The sequence below is a fragment of the Pseudomonas sp. S2_C11 genome (assembly GCF_054668395.1).
Window position 1 is genome coordinate 1,860,327 of sequence record NZ_CP162765.1, and the last position, 14,414, is coordinate 1,874,740.

At 59.0% G+C, this 14,414-nt stretch carries 13 protein-coding genes; 7 read left to right on the forward strand and 6 right to left on the reverse strand.

What is annotated here, in order from left to right; genetic code table 11:
• Positions 1-148 precede the first annotated feature (148 nt).
• Together AB4N48_RS08600 and AB4N48_RS08605 are read left to right on the forward strand one after the other, a co-directional pair.
• Positions 149-1,645 (forward strand): helix-turn-helix transcriptional regulator, encoded by a 1,497-nt coding sequence (locus tag AB4N48_RS08600; protein WP_122602771.1) that lies wholly within the window; start codon positions 149-151, stop codon positions 1,643-1,645.
• Between the two features lie 140 nt (positions 1,646-1,785).
• Positions 1,786-2,043 carry a DUF1652 domain-containing protein gene (locus tag AB4N48_RS08605; protein WP_024013284.1) on the forward strand — a complete coding sequence of 86 codons (258 nt, stop codon included), beginning with the start codon at positions 1,786-1,788 and terminating at the stop codon, positions 2,041-2,043.
• A gap of 1,081 nt (positions 2,044-3,124) precedes the next feature.
• Here AB4N48_RS08605 and AB4N48_RS08610 read toward each other — a convergent pair.
• The 4 genes from AB4N48_RS08610 to AB4N48_RS08625 form a co-directional block, all read right to left on the reverse strand.
• Positions 3,125-3,892, reverse strand: a complete 768-nt coding sequence (locus AB4N48_RS08610; protein ID WP_041480848.1) for an SDR family oxidoreductase — start codon at positions 3,890-3,892, stop codon at positions 3,125-3,127.
• A gap of 37 nt (positions 3,893-3,929) precedes the next feature.
• Positions 3,930-4,997: a phosphotransferase family protein gene (locus AB4N48_RS08615; RefSeq protein WP_095180255.1), complete on the reverse strand. Its 1,068-nt coding sequence runs from the start codon at positions 4,995-4,997 to the stop codon at positions 3,930-3,932.
• A 163-nt stretch (positions 4,998-5,160) separates the two neighbouring features.
• Positions 5,161-6,129, reverse strand: a complete 969-nt coding sequence (locus AB4N48_RS08620; protein ID WP_095180254.1) for a 2-hydroxyacid dehydrogenase — start codon at positions 6,127-6,129, stop codon at positions 5,161-5,163.
• A gap of 155 nt (positions 6,130-6,284) precedes the next feature.
• Complete coding sequence (locus AB4N48_RS08625; RefSeq protein WP_095180253.1) at positions 6,285-6,668, reverse strand: tautomerase family protein; 384 nt, start codon at positions 6,666-6,668, stop codon at positions 6,285-6,287.
• 248 nt (positions 6,669-6,916) lie between these two features.
• Here AB4N48_RS08625 and AB4N48_RS08630 point away from each other — a divergent pair, with 248 nt between their 5' ends.
• From AB4N48_RS08630 to AB4N48_RS08640, 3 genes are all read left to right on the forward strand, one after another.
• A complete protein-coding gene (locus AB4N48_RS08630; protein WP_056789207.1) occupies positions 6,917-7,111 on the forward strand; it encodes an FtsB/FtsL family cell division protein in 195 nt (64 codons plus the stop codon).
• 49 nt (positions 7,112-7,160) lie between these two features.
• Positions 7,161-7,331 (forward strand): hypothetical protein, encoded by a 171-nt coding sequence (locus AB4N48_RS08635; protein WP_163032915.1) that lies wholly within the window; start codon positions 7,161-7,163, stop codon positions 7,329-7,331.
• A gap of 254 nt (positions 7,332-7,585) precedes the next feature.
• On the forward strand, positions 7,586-8,866 hold the full coding sequence (locus tag AB4N48_RS08640) for an HAAAP family serine/threonine permease (RefSeq protein WP_024013278.1): 1,281 nt from the start codon (positions 7,586-7,588) through the stop codon (positions 8,864-8,866).
• A 198-nt stretch (positions 8,867-9,064) separates the two neighbouring features.
• Here AB4N48_RS08640 and acnB read toward each other — a convergent pair whose 3' ends face one another.
• Complete coding sequence (gene acnB / locus AB4N48_RS08645; RefSeq protein ID WP_252878185.1) at positions 9,065-11,674, reverse strand: bifunctional aconitate hydratase 2/2-methylisocitrate dehydratase; 2,610 nt, start codon at positions 11,672-11,674, stop codon at positions 9,065-9,067.
• Positions 11,675-12,141: 467 nt separating this feature from the next.
• Between acnB and AB4N48_RS08650 the strand changes: the two genes are divergently transcribed.
• Positions 12,142-12,612 (forward strand): DUF1289 domain-containing protein, encoded by a 471-nt coding sequence (locus AB4N48_RS08650; protein ID WP_024013275.1) that lies wholly within the window; start codon positions 12,142-12,144, stop codon positions 12,610-12,612.
• Between the two features lie 93 nt (positions 12,613-12,705).
• Here AB4N48_RS08650 and AB4N48_RS08655 read toward each other — a convergent pair whose 3' ends face one another.
• The gene (locus tag AB4N48_RS08655) at positions 12,706-13,569 is read right to left on the reverse strand and encodes a universal stress protein (RefSeq protein WP_076562374.1); all 864 of its coding nucleotides are present in this window, start codon (positions 13,567-13,569) and stop codon (positions 12,706-12,708) included.
• Positions 13,570-13,728: 159 nt separating this feature from the next.
• On the opposite strand from AB4N48_RS08655, the gene AB4N48_RS08660 reads away from it, so the two are divergent.
• Positions 13,729-14,331: a MiaE family protein gene (locus AB4N48_RS08660; protein ID WP_016775115.1), complete on the forward strand. Its 603-nt coding sequence runs from the start codon at positions 13,729-13,731 to the stop codon at positions 14,329-14,331.
• Positions 14,332-14,414: the final 83 nt, after the last annotated feature.

The window sequence follows — 14,414 nt, forward strand, 5'->3', positions numbered from 1 at the left end:
GTCAGTCACCGAATGGCCTATCTGACACTGCGCTTTTGCGAGCAGGCTCGCTCCCACAGGGGATTTCTGGCGATTTTGAGGCTGTGGCACGATCCCGAGCCGCTGCGGTCGTACTCTTCACCTAGCCGCATCACAGTGTGGAGATCCAATGAGCCAGGAAGTCCTGACCACCGAAACCAACCGTCGCCAGTTGCAGCAGATCATCGCCGGGCTGTCGGACGGGGTGATTCTGCTGGAACTCGACAAAAGCATTCTCTGGGCCAACGAAGCGGCGCTGACCATGCACGGTGTCAGCACCATCGGTGATCTGGGCAGCAACGCCGACGAGTACGCCAAACGCTTTACGCTGCGCTATCGCAACAATCATGTCTTGCCGCCGGACAACTACCCGATCAGCCGCGTTGCGCGCTGCGAGGCGTTCAATGATGTGCTGATCGAAGTCTCGTCCGTGGACGACCCGGAGCGGGTCTGGGTGCACAGCGTGCGCAGCATGGTGCTGACCGACCGCGTCGGCCAGCCCGAGTCGCTGGTGCTGATCATGAGCGACGTTACCGACTGGGCCAACGCCGAGCAGCGTTTCGAAAAAACCTTCAACGCCAACCCCGCGCCGGCAGTGATCTGTCGTCTCAGCGATTTGCGCTACATCAAGGTCAACCCGGGCTTTCTGGAAATGACCGGCTATACCCGCGATCAGGTGATCGGCACTTCGGCTTACGAAATCGATATCTTCGAGCAGGCGGATCAGCGCGATCTGGCTGTTCAGCGTTTGCGCGATGTCGCGACCATTCCGCAAATGCAGGCGGAGTTGCGCCTTCCCGACGGTGGCAGTAAACAGGTGATCGTTGCCGGTCAGCCGCTGCTGCTCAATGACGAGAATTGCATGCTGTTCTCCTTCGTCGACATGGAGCCTCGGCGCCGGGTCGAAGTGGCCTTGCGTCAGAGCGAGGAGCGCTTTGCCAAGGCTTTTCGTCTGACGCCGGTACCGATTTTGATCTGCACCGCTGACAAGCAGGAGGTCATCGATGTCAATCAGGCGTTCCTCGATACCCTGGCCTATGACAGCGATGATGTACTCGGCAAAACCGTGACGCAGCTGAGCTTCATCCACGATGACAGCGCGCGCACGCGCCTGCTGTCGGCGCTGGCGAAGAACGGTCGGGTCGATCGGGTCGACGTGCCCGTGCGCAAGAAGGACGAGGAGTTGCTGGAGTGTGCGGTCTCGGCTGACACGGTCAATATCCATGATACGTCCTGCTATCTGCTGGTGTTGATGGACATGACCGAGCGCAAGCGCACTGAGCTTGAGCTGGTCGCGGCGATTGAAGAGGTGATGAAGGATGCGTCGTGGTTCAGCCGAACGCTGATCGAGAAGCTGGCCAACGTGAAGAAAATCAACTCGCCGCAGCTGCCCAGCGCCTCGTTCACCGACCTGACGGCCCGTGAGCGTGATGTGCTGGGTTTGATCTGTGAAGGTCTGGCGGACAAGGAGATCGCCGCGCGGTTGAAACTGGCGCCCAATACCGTGCGCAATCATGTGGCCACCGTGTACTCGAAAATTGATGTGCATAGCCGCAGCGAGGCGATCGTCTGGGCTCGCGAGCGCGGTTTGTTTTCGGGAGAGTGGGGCACCAAGGGCCAGCGCTGAGGGGTGCAAATGCACTAGTTACAAGGGTGCAAATTCATGTATTGGCCAAGGCGTTGTGTTCTTAGGCTGGTGGGGTGCGGTGTGGGCCATTTCGGGCCTGCGATCGTGCCCCTTTTGAAACAGTCATAGGAACAACGTCAATGATGAATCTTGCGCAGTTGCGCGCTCGGCTCGAGCACAGTTTTGCGCCGCTGGCTTGTGAGTGTTCGGTGGATGGTGATCATTCGCTGACGGTCAAGTTGTATCACCGGGATTCGGGGCAGGTGGATCTGGTGATCAGCGGGCTGGATCTGGCTTCGCTGCGTACGCCTGGGGCGGTTGAGGCGTTGGTGGATGAGTTGAGGTATGAGCTTGAGAGCAATTCCTTGCGTTCTTCGCGGGATCCGGATTTGGCTTAAGCGCGCTTTGGTCTTGGCGGCCTTTGGGCCGGCCATGCTCTGGGGATTTTGGGTGTATATCCGTTTTTTTGGGTGTTGCGGCTGGCGGTTTCGCCCTTACGGCGAGTCCCTTTTGGCAAACGCCCCAAAAGGAACCAAAAGGTCTTCGCCCTGACGTTCGGCCCGCTCGCTTAGGCTCGGGGTTCCTTCGCTCCGGGATCGATCCTGGCGCAGCGGCTCCGGTTTGCTTCGCTGCACCTACACTCGCTGTGTACGACTGCGTCGTACGGTCGCTGCGCTCCCACGCCCGGATCAATCCCTCCACTCAGCCTGCCGACGGGCTCCAAGATCAAGATCAAAAGCGGTACTCGAGCTAACGCTCATCGTGTGTAGGAGCTGCCGAAGGCTGCGATCTTTTGATTTTGATTTTGATTTTCTGTGGGAGCGAGCCTGCTCGCGAAGGCGGCCTGACAGCCGACCTGGTTGTTACTGAACTCACTCGATCAAAACTGTAGGAGTGAGCCTGCTCGCGATGAGGCCCTCGCCGACGACCATAATCCCAATCCAGGCTTCTGCTGGAAAATCTGCGCAAAACCGACAGCCCGAACTAGCCAATCTCCCCAATCCACTGGCGCTAACAAGGCGCTCAGCTATAAAGAATGAGTGGTCAGGTCTTCCGCGGCCGGTTGGGTTGCGGGAGTTTGTCTCTCTTTACCGCGGGTCGTCCTATGAATAATCCTGGGAAACGCGTATTGCCGTTGGCTTTTCTTGCTGTGCTGTTGGCCGGTTGTGCCAGTCCTCCACCCCCTGCGCCTGTCGCGCCGCCGCCACCGCCGGAACGTCGGTGTGAGGTGCTGGAAAATACTGAGGTTGCCGGGGATGTGTATGTGGATGGGCAGGTGACGCGCCACATCACCACTACGCGTTGCATAACCCAATAAGATTCGCGATTCCTCGATTGCACGAAGCCTGGAACCCAGCAGTGACCCTGTGGGAGCGAGCCTGCTCGCGAATGCGTGGTATCAGTCAAAACATAGCTGACTGACACAACGCTTTCGCGAGCAGGCTCGCTCCCACACGGGTTAGCAATTTGCCCTGGAAATCAGGACAGGAATCCGCCATCCACATTCAGCGCCACGCCAGTGGTGTAGCTCGACGCATCGCTGGCCAGGTACAGCACCGCGCCGGCCATTTCGCTTGGATCGGCTACGCGTTTGAGCGGGATCTGGGTCAGTGCCTGTTTCAGAATCGCGTCGTTCTTGACCAGTGCCGAGGCGAATTTGGTGTCGGTCAGGCCGGGGAGCAGGGCGTTGCAGCGGATGCCGAATTGCGCGCATTCCTTGGCGAAGACTTTGGTCATGTTGATGACCGCCGCTTTGGTTACCGAATAGATGCCTTGGAAGATTCCCGGCGAGATGCCGTTGATCGACGCGACGTTGATGATGCTGCCGCCACCGTTTTCGCGCATGAGCTTGCCGGCTTCGACCGACATGAAGAAGTAGCCGCGAATGTTCACATCGACGGTCTTCTGGAACGCCCCCAGATCGGTGTCCAGCACGTTGCAGAATTGCGGGTTGGTCGCGGCGTTGTTGACCAGGATGTCGAGGCGGCCGAATTGTTCCTTGATCCCGGCGAAGACCTGGCTGATCTGCTCCATCTCACCGATGTGGCAGGCCACGGCTGTCGCCTTGCCGCCGGCGGCGATGATGGCGTCGGCGACGTGTTGGCAGCCTTCGAGCTTGCGGCTCGAGACGATCACGTGGGCGCCTTGCTGGGCCAGCAGTTTGGCGATGGCTTCACCGATGCCACGGCTGGCGCCGGAGACGAAAGCGATTTTGCCGTCGAGGTCGAACAACTGAGTCTTGGACATGGGTTTCCCTTGTTGAAAGTCTTGTTATTGGCCCGGATCAGAGGCTGGATTTCTGAATGACCTGCAGGCTCATCTGCTCCAGCAGTTTGTTCATGTGAATGAACTGCGCGAAGCGTTTGTCCTGCGTCTGGCCATGGTAGAAGCGGTAGTAGATCTGCTGCACGATGCCGGCCAGGCGGAACAGGCCGTAGGTGTAGTAGAAATCGAAATTGTCGATGCGGATGCCCGAGCGCTCGGCGTAGTAGTCGACGAATTCGCGGCGGGTCAGCATGCCCGGCGCGTGGCTTGGCTGGCGGCGCATCAGTTGCACCGGTGCCGGGTCGCCGGCTTCGATCCAGTAGGCGAGGGTGTTGCCCAGATCCATCAGCGGGTCGCCGAGGGTGGTCAGTTCCCAGTCGAGCACGCCGATAATTTGCATCGGATTGGCCGGGTCGAGAATGACGTTGTCGAAGCGGTAGTCGTTGTGGACGATGCTCGACGTCGGGTGGTCGGCCGGCATCTTGTCGTTGAGCCAGGCTTTGACCGCTTCCCAGTGCGGCGCGTCCGGGGTCAGGGCTTTTTCGTAACGCTCGCTCCAGCCCTTGATCTGCCGGGCGACGTAGCCTTCAGGCTTGCCCAGATCGCCGAGGCCGCAGGCGTTGTAATCGACCCGATGCAGTTCGACGAAACGGTCGATGAAGCTTTTGCACAGCGCTTCGGTTTTCGCCGAATCGAGGCCCAGCTCCGGCGGCAGTTCAGCGCGCAGGATGATGCCCTTGACCCGTTCCATCACATAGAACTCGGCGCCGATAACGGCTTCGTCGGTGCAATGCACGTAGGCCTTCGGGCAATACGGAAAGCCGTCGCGCAGTTGGTTGAGAATGCGGAACTCACGGCCCATGTCGTGGGCGGATTTGGCTTTGTGGCCAAACGGCGGACGGCGCAGAACGAACTCTTGCTCGGGGTATTCCAGCAGGTAGGTCAGGTTCGACGCGCCGCCAGGAAACTGGCTGATCTGCGGCGTGCCGGTCAGGCCGGGAATGTGCGCCTTGAGGTACGGATCGATCAGGCTGGCATCAAGTTCTTCGCCTGCACGGATCCGGGTGGACTGGTCAGTAAGCGCCATGCTTATCCCTTCTGCTTATTTTGGAGGCCAGACATCATTGGCTAATCTAATGGCGCGCTCGGGTGCTCACAAGCGCGGGTCGGTCTTATAGGTTAGCGTGTTGCTGGATAATCAACTTTGAGAATGGGGCAAAGATCGGCGCGGTTCGACGATGCCACGCGCGTTAATGCACGCGCTGGTTGTTCAACTTGGGCGGCAGGGCGACGGGAGTCAGCACCGGTTGCCCGGAGAAAAACGCCATCAGGTTTTTCCCCACCAGTTCAACGGTGCCTTGCGTGGCTTCGGGGGAAAGCCCAGCGACGTGGGGAGTCAGCACAACGTTGCTGAGGTGTTTCAGGGCATCAGGCACTTCCGGTTCGTGATCGAACACGTCCAGTGCAGCGCCGGCGATACGACGTTGCTCAAGTGCGGTGATCAGGTCTGCCGTTGCGATAACGCTGGCGCGGGCGATGTTGACGATAAAACCCTTGGGGCCGAGCGCATCGAGCACAGCTCGCGTCACCAGATGTTGTGTAGCAATGCCACCGGGCGTGGCAACGACCAGAAAGTCCGAGGCTCGCGCCAGATCGGTGGGTGTCGAGCAGAACGCATAAGCGACTTCGCTGCGCACCTGGCGGCTGTGGTAGCTGATCTGCATGTCGAACCCGAGCTCCGCACGTTTGGCAATCGCCATGCCCACTGCGCCCAGCCCGAGGATGCCCAGACGCTTGCCGGCCAGCGACGGGCGCATGATTTTCGGCCATTCACCGCGGCGCACGGCTGCATCGCAGCGCGGGATATCGCGGACCAATGCCAGCAGCAACGCCATCGCATGATCGGCCACTGACGAGGCGTTGACTCCGGCGCCATTGGTGACGGTGATCCCACGGTCACTGGCCGCTTGCAGATCGACCTGTTCATAACCGGCGCCGATCACCGTGATGATTTTCAGGGCGGGCAGGGCGCTGATCTCTTGCGCAGTCAGGCCCAGTGGGCCGCGAGTGAGCACGGCATCAATGCGACTGCCATGGGTGGCGATGGCTTGCGCACGTTCGGCTGGCGTTGGTGCGAGGATCAGGTGGAATCCCTGATGCTCAAGAATCGGCAGATAGTCATTGATCGTTTCAACCAGTACCAGAACGGTTGCGGGCATTGCGCGGCTCCTGTGATTGGCGGCGGGTGGGTCGCGAAAGTCGACTCAGAGTGCTGAATCCGCAGCGGCTTGGCAATCGTTGCATTCACGCAGTGGTGCTTTGATTCTGGACGGGTTCGTGGAACAAGCAAGTACGCAGGCATGGGCGCTGCGAATCAGCTGACGTATTGCGCAATGCCGTTGCCAAACGACCAGTTCTCTTTCTTTACCTCCAGCAGATTGATGAACACATCCTCCAGGCGAATACCCAGTTGCGCATGCAGGCTCTCGGCAATGGTCTTGAACAGCAATTGTTTCTTTTCCACGCTGCGCCCTTCGCTGATGGTGATCTGGATGAACACCACGCCGTCGCTGCGCTCGATGCCGAGGTATTGCGGGTCGTACACGAAGTGCTGGCCGTCGTGCTCGTTGAGAATCTGGAAGTTGTCGTGCTCGGGCACATCGATACAGCTGCGCAGGGCGGCGTAGATCTGTTCGCCGATGCGCCTGGCGAAAGTGGGGTCTGGGTTTTGCTGGATGTCGACGCGGACCAGTGGCATGGGAGGCTCCTTGGGTTATGGCTTCTCTCACGCTAGATCAATGGCGGAGTTCTGGCAGGTAGTTGGTCTGGAATATTGCGGATCACTCGTATGAGGAGGCTTACGTGAATCGCGGATTTTGCCTACGGGGATGGCAGATGCGTCTGCTGGTCAGCGTGAATGGAACAGTTTGATGATAAGGGCATGACGATAGCCGTCGATGTGCATGCAAATGCTGACACCGATCCGCCAGCAGCCAAGGAGGGCAAATGTTCCATAACGATCGCGAAAATCTGGAGCTAGACAGGCTGGAAAACGAATCAAGGAAACTCGTGGCTGAATGGAAAAAGCTTCAGGCTGAAGAGAAAAAGTTATCAAGGGAGACGAAGCTCTATCCAATTGCAGTGTTTGGTGGAGTCTTGACTGCAATCACCGCAGTGGCAGGGTTTTTCTTCAAGTTGTGAGTCTTCATGCTTCACGACCGTCAGGCGCATTATTCAAAGGTTAATCAGTATGAGCACATATGACCGTAAGGCACGACTGGAGCAAATTGAGCGAGAGTTCGCAGAATATGACGAAGCGGTGCGCAATAGAGACAAGCGCGAAAATGGCAAGCTCTGGTTGCTTTTCGGCTTCGGGCTGTACTGCGTTTTATTGGGTTTCATGCTCGGCATATCGCTCTAGGCGCATTCGATGACGCATGGGTGGGTGCAAAACGTATCCGTTTGCGGCATCCGACGTATCCATAAACGACCTTGTTTTTTCTATAAACGACCATCCTTGGATCTGCTCCGCACAACCATTCCTCAGCTAAGTCTTTGCTTGCATTGATTTATCACGGAGAATCGCGCCCCTGTTTCGGCCGGAGCATGTCTGTCGGTTTTTTCCGACGCGTCCTGACCGAGTGGCAAGTGACCGGAATGCGGAGATCCGACCGGATGAATGATCAGGCCAATAGCCTCGAAAAGCGCTTCGATGCAGCAGCACCCGCTGAACTTTCGAGCTGGAATCGCCAGGACACCACCTGGATGCTGGGACTGTTTGGGACGGCCATTGGCGCCGGCACCCTGTTTTTGCCGATCAACGCAGGATTGGGTGGCTTCTGGCCGCTGGTGATCCTCGCGCTTTTGGCATTCCCGATGACGTTTTACGCTCACCGTGGCCTGACCCGTTTTGTCCTGTCCGGTCGCGAAGGTGCTGATATTACCGAAGTGGTCGAGCAGCATTTCGGTATCAAGGCCGGTGCCTTGATCACGCTGCTGTACTTCTTTGCCATCTTCCCGATCCTGCTGATCTACAGCGTCGGCCTGACCAACACGGTCGCCAGTTTCCTCGAACACCAACTGCACATCACGCCGCCACCGCGCGCATTGCTGTCGTTCGTGCTGATTCTCGGCCTGCTGGCCGTGGTTCGTTGCGGTGAGCAGGCGATCGTCAAGGCCATGAGCCTGATGGTCTATCCGTTCATCGTTGCGCTGCTGTTCCTCGCCGTGTACCTGATTCCGCACTGGAACGGCGGCATCCTCGCCACCGCCTCGCAAGTGCCGGCGCCGTCAGCGCTGCTGCACACGCTGTGGCTGGCGATTACGGTGATGGTGTTCTCGTTCAACCATTCGCCGATCATCTCGGCGTTCGCGATGGACCAGAAGCGTCGTTACGGTGTGCACGCCGACGAGCGCAGCTCACAGATCCTCGCGCGCGCTCATGCATTGATGGTCATTTTGGTGCTGTTCTTCGTATTCAGTTGCGTGCTGACCCTGTCGCCAGAGCAACTGGCTGAGGCAAAAGAGCAGAATCTTTCGATCCTGTCGTACCTGGCCAACCACTTCAGCAACCCGACCATCGAGTTTGCGGCGCCGTTGATTGCGTTTGTGGCGATCTCCAAGTCGTTCCTCGGTCATTACATCGGGGCCAGCGAAGGCCTCAAGGGCCTGATCGTCAAGAGCGGCAGGCGTCCGGGCGCCAAAGCGCTGGATCGCATCGTGGCGGCGTTCATGCTGGTGATCTGCTGGATCGTCGCAACGCTTGATCCGAGCATCCTGGGCATGATCGAAACCGTCGGTGGGCCGGTGATTGCGGCGATTCTGTTCCTGATGCCGATGTACGCGATTCGCAAGGTGCCAGCGATGGCGCGCTATCGCGGTCAGGCGTCGAACGTGTTTGTTACCGCGGTGGGACTGGTGGCGATTTCGGCGCTGGTTTACAAGCTGGCTGTCTGACCTGTCACTGATGACTGATCGTTCCCACGCTCTGCGTGGGAACGCCTCTTGTGACGCTCTGCGTCACGCTTGGGGACGCAGAGCGTCCGGGGCTGCGTTCCAACGCGGAGCGTGGGAACGATCAGAATGCTTGCCCGGCAGGCATAAAAAAACGCCGCTCATCTCACGATGGGCGGCGTTTTTTATGGCCTTGCAGCGTTAGGCTTGAACGACCGGGATCTTGGCGTTCGCAGCAGCTTCACGGAACTCGGCGATCTGGTCGAAGGACAGGTAGCGGTAGACATCGGCCGCCATGCTGTCGATCTTGCCAGCGTATTCCATGTACTCCTCGACGGTCGGCAGGCGACCCAGGATCGAAGCAACGGACGCCAGCTCGGCCGAGGCCAGGTAGACGTTCGCGCCGTCGCCCAGACGGTTCGGGAAGTTACGGGTCGACGTCGAGACCACGGTGCTGTTCGGCTCAACGCGTGCCTGGTTACCCATGCACAGCGAGCAGCCTGGCATTTCCATGCGAGCGCCAGCCTTGCCGTAGATGCCGTAGTAGCCTTCTTCGGTCAGTTGGTGAGCGTCCATCTTGGTCGGCGGCGACAGCCACAGACGGGTTGGCAGCTGACCCTTGACCTGATCCAGCAGTTTACCGGCAGCGCGGAAGTGACCGATGTTGGTCATGCACGAACCGATGAACACTTCGTCGATCTTCTCGCCAGCAACGCTGGACAGCAGACGGGCGTCGTCCGGATCGTTCGGCGCACACAGCACAGGCTCGTTGATGTCGGCCAGATCGATTTCGATGATTTCGGCGTATTCGGCGTCGGCATCGGCTTCCATCAGTTCCGGGTTGGCGATCCAGGCTTCCATCGCTTGGGCGCGACGTTCCAGAGTACGCGCATCGCCGTAGCCTTCGCCGATCATCCAGCGCAGCAGGGTGATGTTGGACTGCAGGTACTCGGTGATCGACTCTTTCGACAGCTTGATGGTGCAGCCGGCAGCCGAACGTTCGGCCGAGGCGTCGGACAGTTCGAACGCCTGCTCGAGGGTCAGACCTTCCAGACCTTCGATTTCCAGGATGCGGCCGGAGAAGGCGTTTTTCTTGCCTTTCTTCTCGACGGTCAGCAGACCGTTCTGGATAGCGAAGTACGGAATGGCATGAACCAGGTCACGCAGGGTGATGCCAGGTTTCATCTTGCCTTTGAAGCGCACCAGGATCGATTCCGGCATGTCCAGCGGCATGACGCCAGTGGCAGCGGCGAACGCGACCAGACCGGAACCGGCCGGGAACGAGATGCCCATCGGGAAACGGGTGTGCGAGTCACCACCGGTACCGACGGTGTCCGGCAGCAGCATGCGGTTCAGCCACGAGTGGATGATGCCGTCGCCCGGACGCAGGGAAACGCCGCCGCGGGTCATGATGAAGTCAGGCAGGGTGTGGTGGGTGGTCACGTCGATCGGCTTTGGATAAGCCGCGGTGTGGCAGAACGACTGCATCACCAGATCAGCGGAGAAGCCCAGGCACGCCAGGTCTTTCAGTTCGTCACGGGTCATTGGACCGGTGGTGTCCTGAGAACCCACGGTGGTCATCTTCGGTTCGCAGTAGGTGCCAGGACGCACGCCTTGGCCTTCTGCCAGACCGCAAGCCTTGCCGACCATTTTCTGCGCCAGGGTGAAACCCTTGGTGCTTTCAGCCGGAGCTTCCGGCTTCTTGAACAGGTCGAACGGCGGCAGACCCAATTCGGCGCGAGCCTTCTCGGTCAGGCCACGGCCGATGATCAGCGGGATACGACCGCCGGCACGGACTTCGTCCAGCAGCACCGGGGTTTTCATTTCGAAAGTGGTGATGACTTCGTCGGTACCGTGCTTGCAGACTTTGCCAGCGTGCGGGTACAGATCGATCACGTCGCCCATGTTCATGTTCGACACGTCGAACTCGATCGGCAGGGCGCCGGCATCTTCCATGGTGTTGTAGAAGATCGGAGCGATCTTGCTGCCGAAGCAGAAACCGCCAGCGCGCTTGTTCGGCACGTACGGGATGTCGTCGCCGAAGAACCACAGCACCGAGTTGGTGGCCGATTTACGCGAGGAACCGGTACCGACCACGTCACCGACGTAGGCGATCGGGAAGCCCTGGCCGCGCATTTCTTCGATCTGCTTCATCGGGCCGGTCTTGCCTTGCTCGTCCGGAACGATGCCGTCACGGGCCATTTTCAGCATGGCCAGGGCGTGCAGCGGGATATCAGGACGCGACCAGGCGTCTGGCGCAGGGGAGAGGTCGTCGGTGTTGGTTTCGCCGGTGACCTTGAATACGCGCAGGCTGATCTTGTCGGCCAGCACCGGGCGCTTCTTGAACCACTCGCCGTCAGCCCAGGATTGCAGCACGGCCTTGGCGTGAACGTTGCCGTTCTTGGCTTTTTCGGCGACGTCGTGGAAGGCGTCGAACATCAGCAGGGTGTGCTTGAGTTCTTCGGCGGCGACTGGCGCCAGCTCGGCGTCGTCCAGCAGTTCAACGAGGGTGACGATGTTGTAGCCGCCCTGCATGGTGCCGAGCAGTTCTACAGCGCGTTTCTTGTCCAGCAGAGGGGAGGTGGCTTCGCCCTTGGCCAGGGCAGACAGGAAACCGGCCTTGACGTAAGCGGCTTCGTCCACTCCAGGCGGTACGCGATTGGTGATCAGGTCAACGAGGAAAGCTTCTTCGCCAGCCGGAGGGTTCTTCAGCAGCTCGATCAGGCCTGCTGTTTGTTCGGCGTTAAGCGGCTGGGGAACGATACCCAGGGCTGCACGCTCTTCGATATGTTTGCGGTAGGCTTCAAGCACAGTTATTACCCTCATCAGTGGTCCCAAATGGGTGTCCGGGACGCTCATCCCGAAATTGCCGTACTCATGCGCCTCACGACGTTGTGGGTCGTTCGGCCAGAATTACCGGCAATTCCTTACAGAAGCTGCTTTCAAAGTTTTACGCCTGCAGAACGGGGAGCTGATGAGGGTTGGCGTTGGGCTTTTCCCCGCTGGAAAAACCCTTCGCCAACACCGCTCTGAAGGAACGACTGTGCTCGTGACGCTTTGAAAACAGCTTCTAACGGACATTGGCGCCTTAAAAGGCTGGCTGATTCTACGGCAAAAAAAATTTAAAGGTAAGTCGCGCTCTATTGGACTTTCGTGGCAATCAGCGCGGCCGGAGCAAACCTGCGACGCTGGCGAGACCCTGTTGTTTGAGGGGTGATCAATGCCCGACAAAGGGCTAACATGCCGGCCTGTTCCGCGTTTCAGTGTTCTGCCCATTTATGCCCAATCAGACCATCAAGACCCCCTGCGTCGGCCTCTGCTCCACCGTTTACGGTGACCTGGTGTGCCGTGGCTGCAAGCGTTTCCATCACGAAGTGATCCATTGGAACGGATACAACGAGGAGGAAAAACGTGCGGTGTGGCTGCGTCTGGAGCAATTGCTGTCACAAGTGATGGCGAGCAAAGTCGAGATCTTCGATCCGGCGCGCCTGCGCGAGCAGCTCGAACAGCGCAAGATCCGTTTCGTACCGCATCAGTCGGAATATTGCTGGGCCTACCAGCTGATCGCCAGGGGGGCGCGGGTGATCATTAATCTCGAGGCGTACGGGATGGTGTTGCTGCCGGAATTCCGCGACTGGAACCTGCCGGAACTGCGCGATGCCATTGATCGGGAATTCTTCCTGCTGTCGGAAGCGCATTATCAGCGTTACATTGCCCCGGGCTTTCTGAAAGACGCCTTCGGCGCCTAGAAGCATCGCGAGCAGGCTCGCTCCCACAGGGAAATGCATTCGAGATGTGGGAGCGAGCCTGCTCGCGAAAGCGCCAGTCAGACATGGCAATCCTCAGTGTTTTGCCGTCAGTTCCACCAGATGATCCTCAACCTCCTGCGGCTTGAGCACCAGCACATCGCTTTCCAGGGTATCCAGCACCGCTTCCGCCGTATTGCCGATCAACGCGCCTGACAAACCACTGCGCGCTACCGTGCCAATTACCGTTACCGCCGCCTGGAGCTTGTGCGCCATGAACGGGATCAGCACATCTGCCGGGCCTTCCTCGATGTGCAGGTGCTCGTCATCGACATCGAACTCCGCCTGAAACGCCCGGCACTGCTCGCGGTATTTGGCTTCTATGGTCGATTTGAGCTGAAACGTCGGGTCTGCCGCCGAGAGCATCGGCGACGGATGCGCGGTGATCACATGCAGATGCGCCTTGGCCAGACTGGCGATGTCGTAGCCGTGATCAATGATGGTGCTGTGCAGATGCCGATGCTCACCATCGGCATTGCCGACATCGACGGCGGCGAGAATCACTTTGTCTTTCCACGAACCGGCGGTTTTGACCAGCAGCACCGGGGTAGGGCAGTGGCGCAGCAGCTTCCAGTCGGCCGGGGTCAGCAGGGCCTTTTTCAGCGAGCTGTCGGGGAAGTGCTGTTTGATCACCAGGCCGCAACCCTCGGCCTGCTGCACATCGATGATGGTTTCGTGCAGGCTCTCGTTCCATGCCTGTTCGGTGGTCACGCTATAGCCTTCGGCGAGCAATGCCGCCTTGAGCACGCTGAGCAGGCCGGCGTGGTCATGCTTTTTGTCGCACACCAATAGGTGCAGATGAGCCTGGGTGACACCGGCGATCAGCTTGGCGCGTTTGAGCGCCAGGCTTTCCGCATGTTCAGGTTCGATGACCACCAGAATGCTGCGAATGGCTTGCATGAGCGGAGTCTCCAGCAAAGAAAAGGCACGGCGTTGCACAACTATAGTTGCTACCCGAACGTCTGCGACTTGATGCATATCAACAGCCGCCGCTGGTGGTCTGCGGACAGGCCGGTATAATCGGCGCCCTTCGCTCGAACACCTTTTACCGTGAGCCCCATGATCCTTCCCGAAATCCACGAATTCCTTGGCTGCCGCACCCCCGACGCCTGGGTCCAGGCGGCATTGGCCGACCAGGAAACCCTGCTGATCGACCACAAGAACTGCGAGTTCAAGGCTGCCAGCACGGCGCTGAGCCTGATTGCCAAGTACCACGCCCACGTCGACCTGATCAACATGATGTCGCGCCTGGCCCGGGAAGAACTGGTGCACCACGAGCAAGTCATGCGCATCATGAAGCGGCGCAAGATTGAGCTGCGTCAGCTGCACGCCGGCCGCTACGCCTCGGGCCTGCGCAAAGTGGTGCGCAGCCACGAACCGGTGAAACTGGTGGATACGCTGGTGGTTGGTGCCTTCATCGAAGCGCGCAGCTGTGAACGCTTCGAAGCACTGGTGCCGCATCTGGACGAAGAACTGGGCAAGTTCTATTTCGGTTTGCTGAAAAGCGAGGCGCGGCATTTTCAGGGTTATCTGAAACTGGCCTATCAGTATGGTGATGCCAAGGATGTCGCGCAGGTGATCGAGCGCGTCCGTGCAGCCGAGCAGGAACTGATCGAATCGCCGGACGAGGAATTCCGCTTCCACAGCGGTGTGCCCGCCTGAATTTGTTAAAAACTCTTAAGAGTATGAAACATCACCGAAAACCGGCCCAAGTGGCCGGTTTTTGCTGTCCGCCGTCATCGCCT

Bases quoted from the DNA above. Each gene is read 5' to 3' on its own strand.
- AB4N48_RS08600 (WP_122602771.1), top strand. From the start codon at position 149: ATGAGCCAGGAAGTCCTGACCACCGAAACCAACCGTCGCCAGTTGCAG.
- AB4N48_RS08605 (WP_024013284.1), top strand. From the start codon at position 1,786: ATGATGAATCTTGCGCAGTTGCGCGCTCGGCTCGAGCACAGTTTTGCG.
- AB4N48_RS08610 (WP_041480848.1), bottom strand. From the start codon at position 3,892: ATGTCCAAGACTCAGTTGTTCGACCTCGACGGCAAAATCGCTTTCGTC.
- AB4N48_RS08615 (WP_095180255.1), bottom strand. From the start codon at position 4,997: ATGGCGCTTACTGACCAGTCCACCCGGATCCGTGCAGGCGAAGAACTT.
- AB4N48_RS08620 (WP_095180254.1), bottom strand. From the start codon at position 6,129: ATGCCCGCAACCGTTCTGGTACTGGTTGAAACGATCAATGACTATCTG.
- AB4N48_RS08625 (WP_095180253.1), bottom strand. From the start codon at position 6,668: ATGCCACTGGTCCGCGTCGACATCCAGCAAAACCCAGACCCCACTTTC.
- AB4N48_RS08630 (WP_056789207.1), top strand. From the start codon at position 6,917: ATGTTCCATAACGATCGCGAAAATCTGGAGCTAGACAGGCTGGAAAAC.
- AB4N48_RS08635 (WP_163032915.1), top strand. From the start codon at position 7,161: ATGAGCACATATGACCGTAAGGCACGACTGGAGCAAATTGAGCGAGAG.
- AB4N48_RS08640 (WP_024013278.1), top strand. From the start codon at position 7,586: ATGAATGATCAGGCCAATAGCCTCGAAAAGCGCTTCGATGCAGCAGCA.
- AB4N48_RS08650 (WP_024013275.1), top strand. From the start codon at position 12,142: ATGCCCAATCAGACCATCAAGACCCCCTGCGTCGGCCTCTGCTCCACC.
- AB4N48_RS08655 (WP_076562374.1), bottom strand. From the start codon at position 13,569: ATGCAAGCCATTCGCAGCATTCTGGTGGTCATCGAACCTGAACATGCG.
- AB4N48_RS08660 (WP_016775115.1), top strand. From the start codon at position 13,729: ATGATCCTTCCCGAAATCCACGAATTCCTTGGCTGCCGCACCCCCGAC.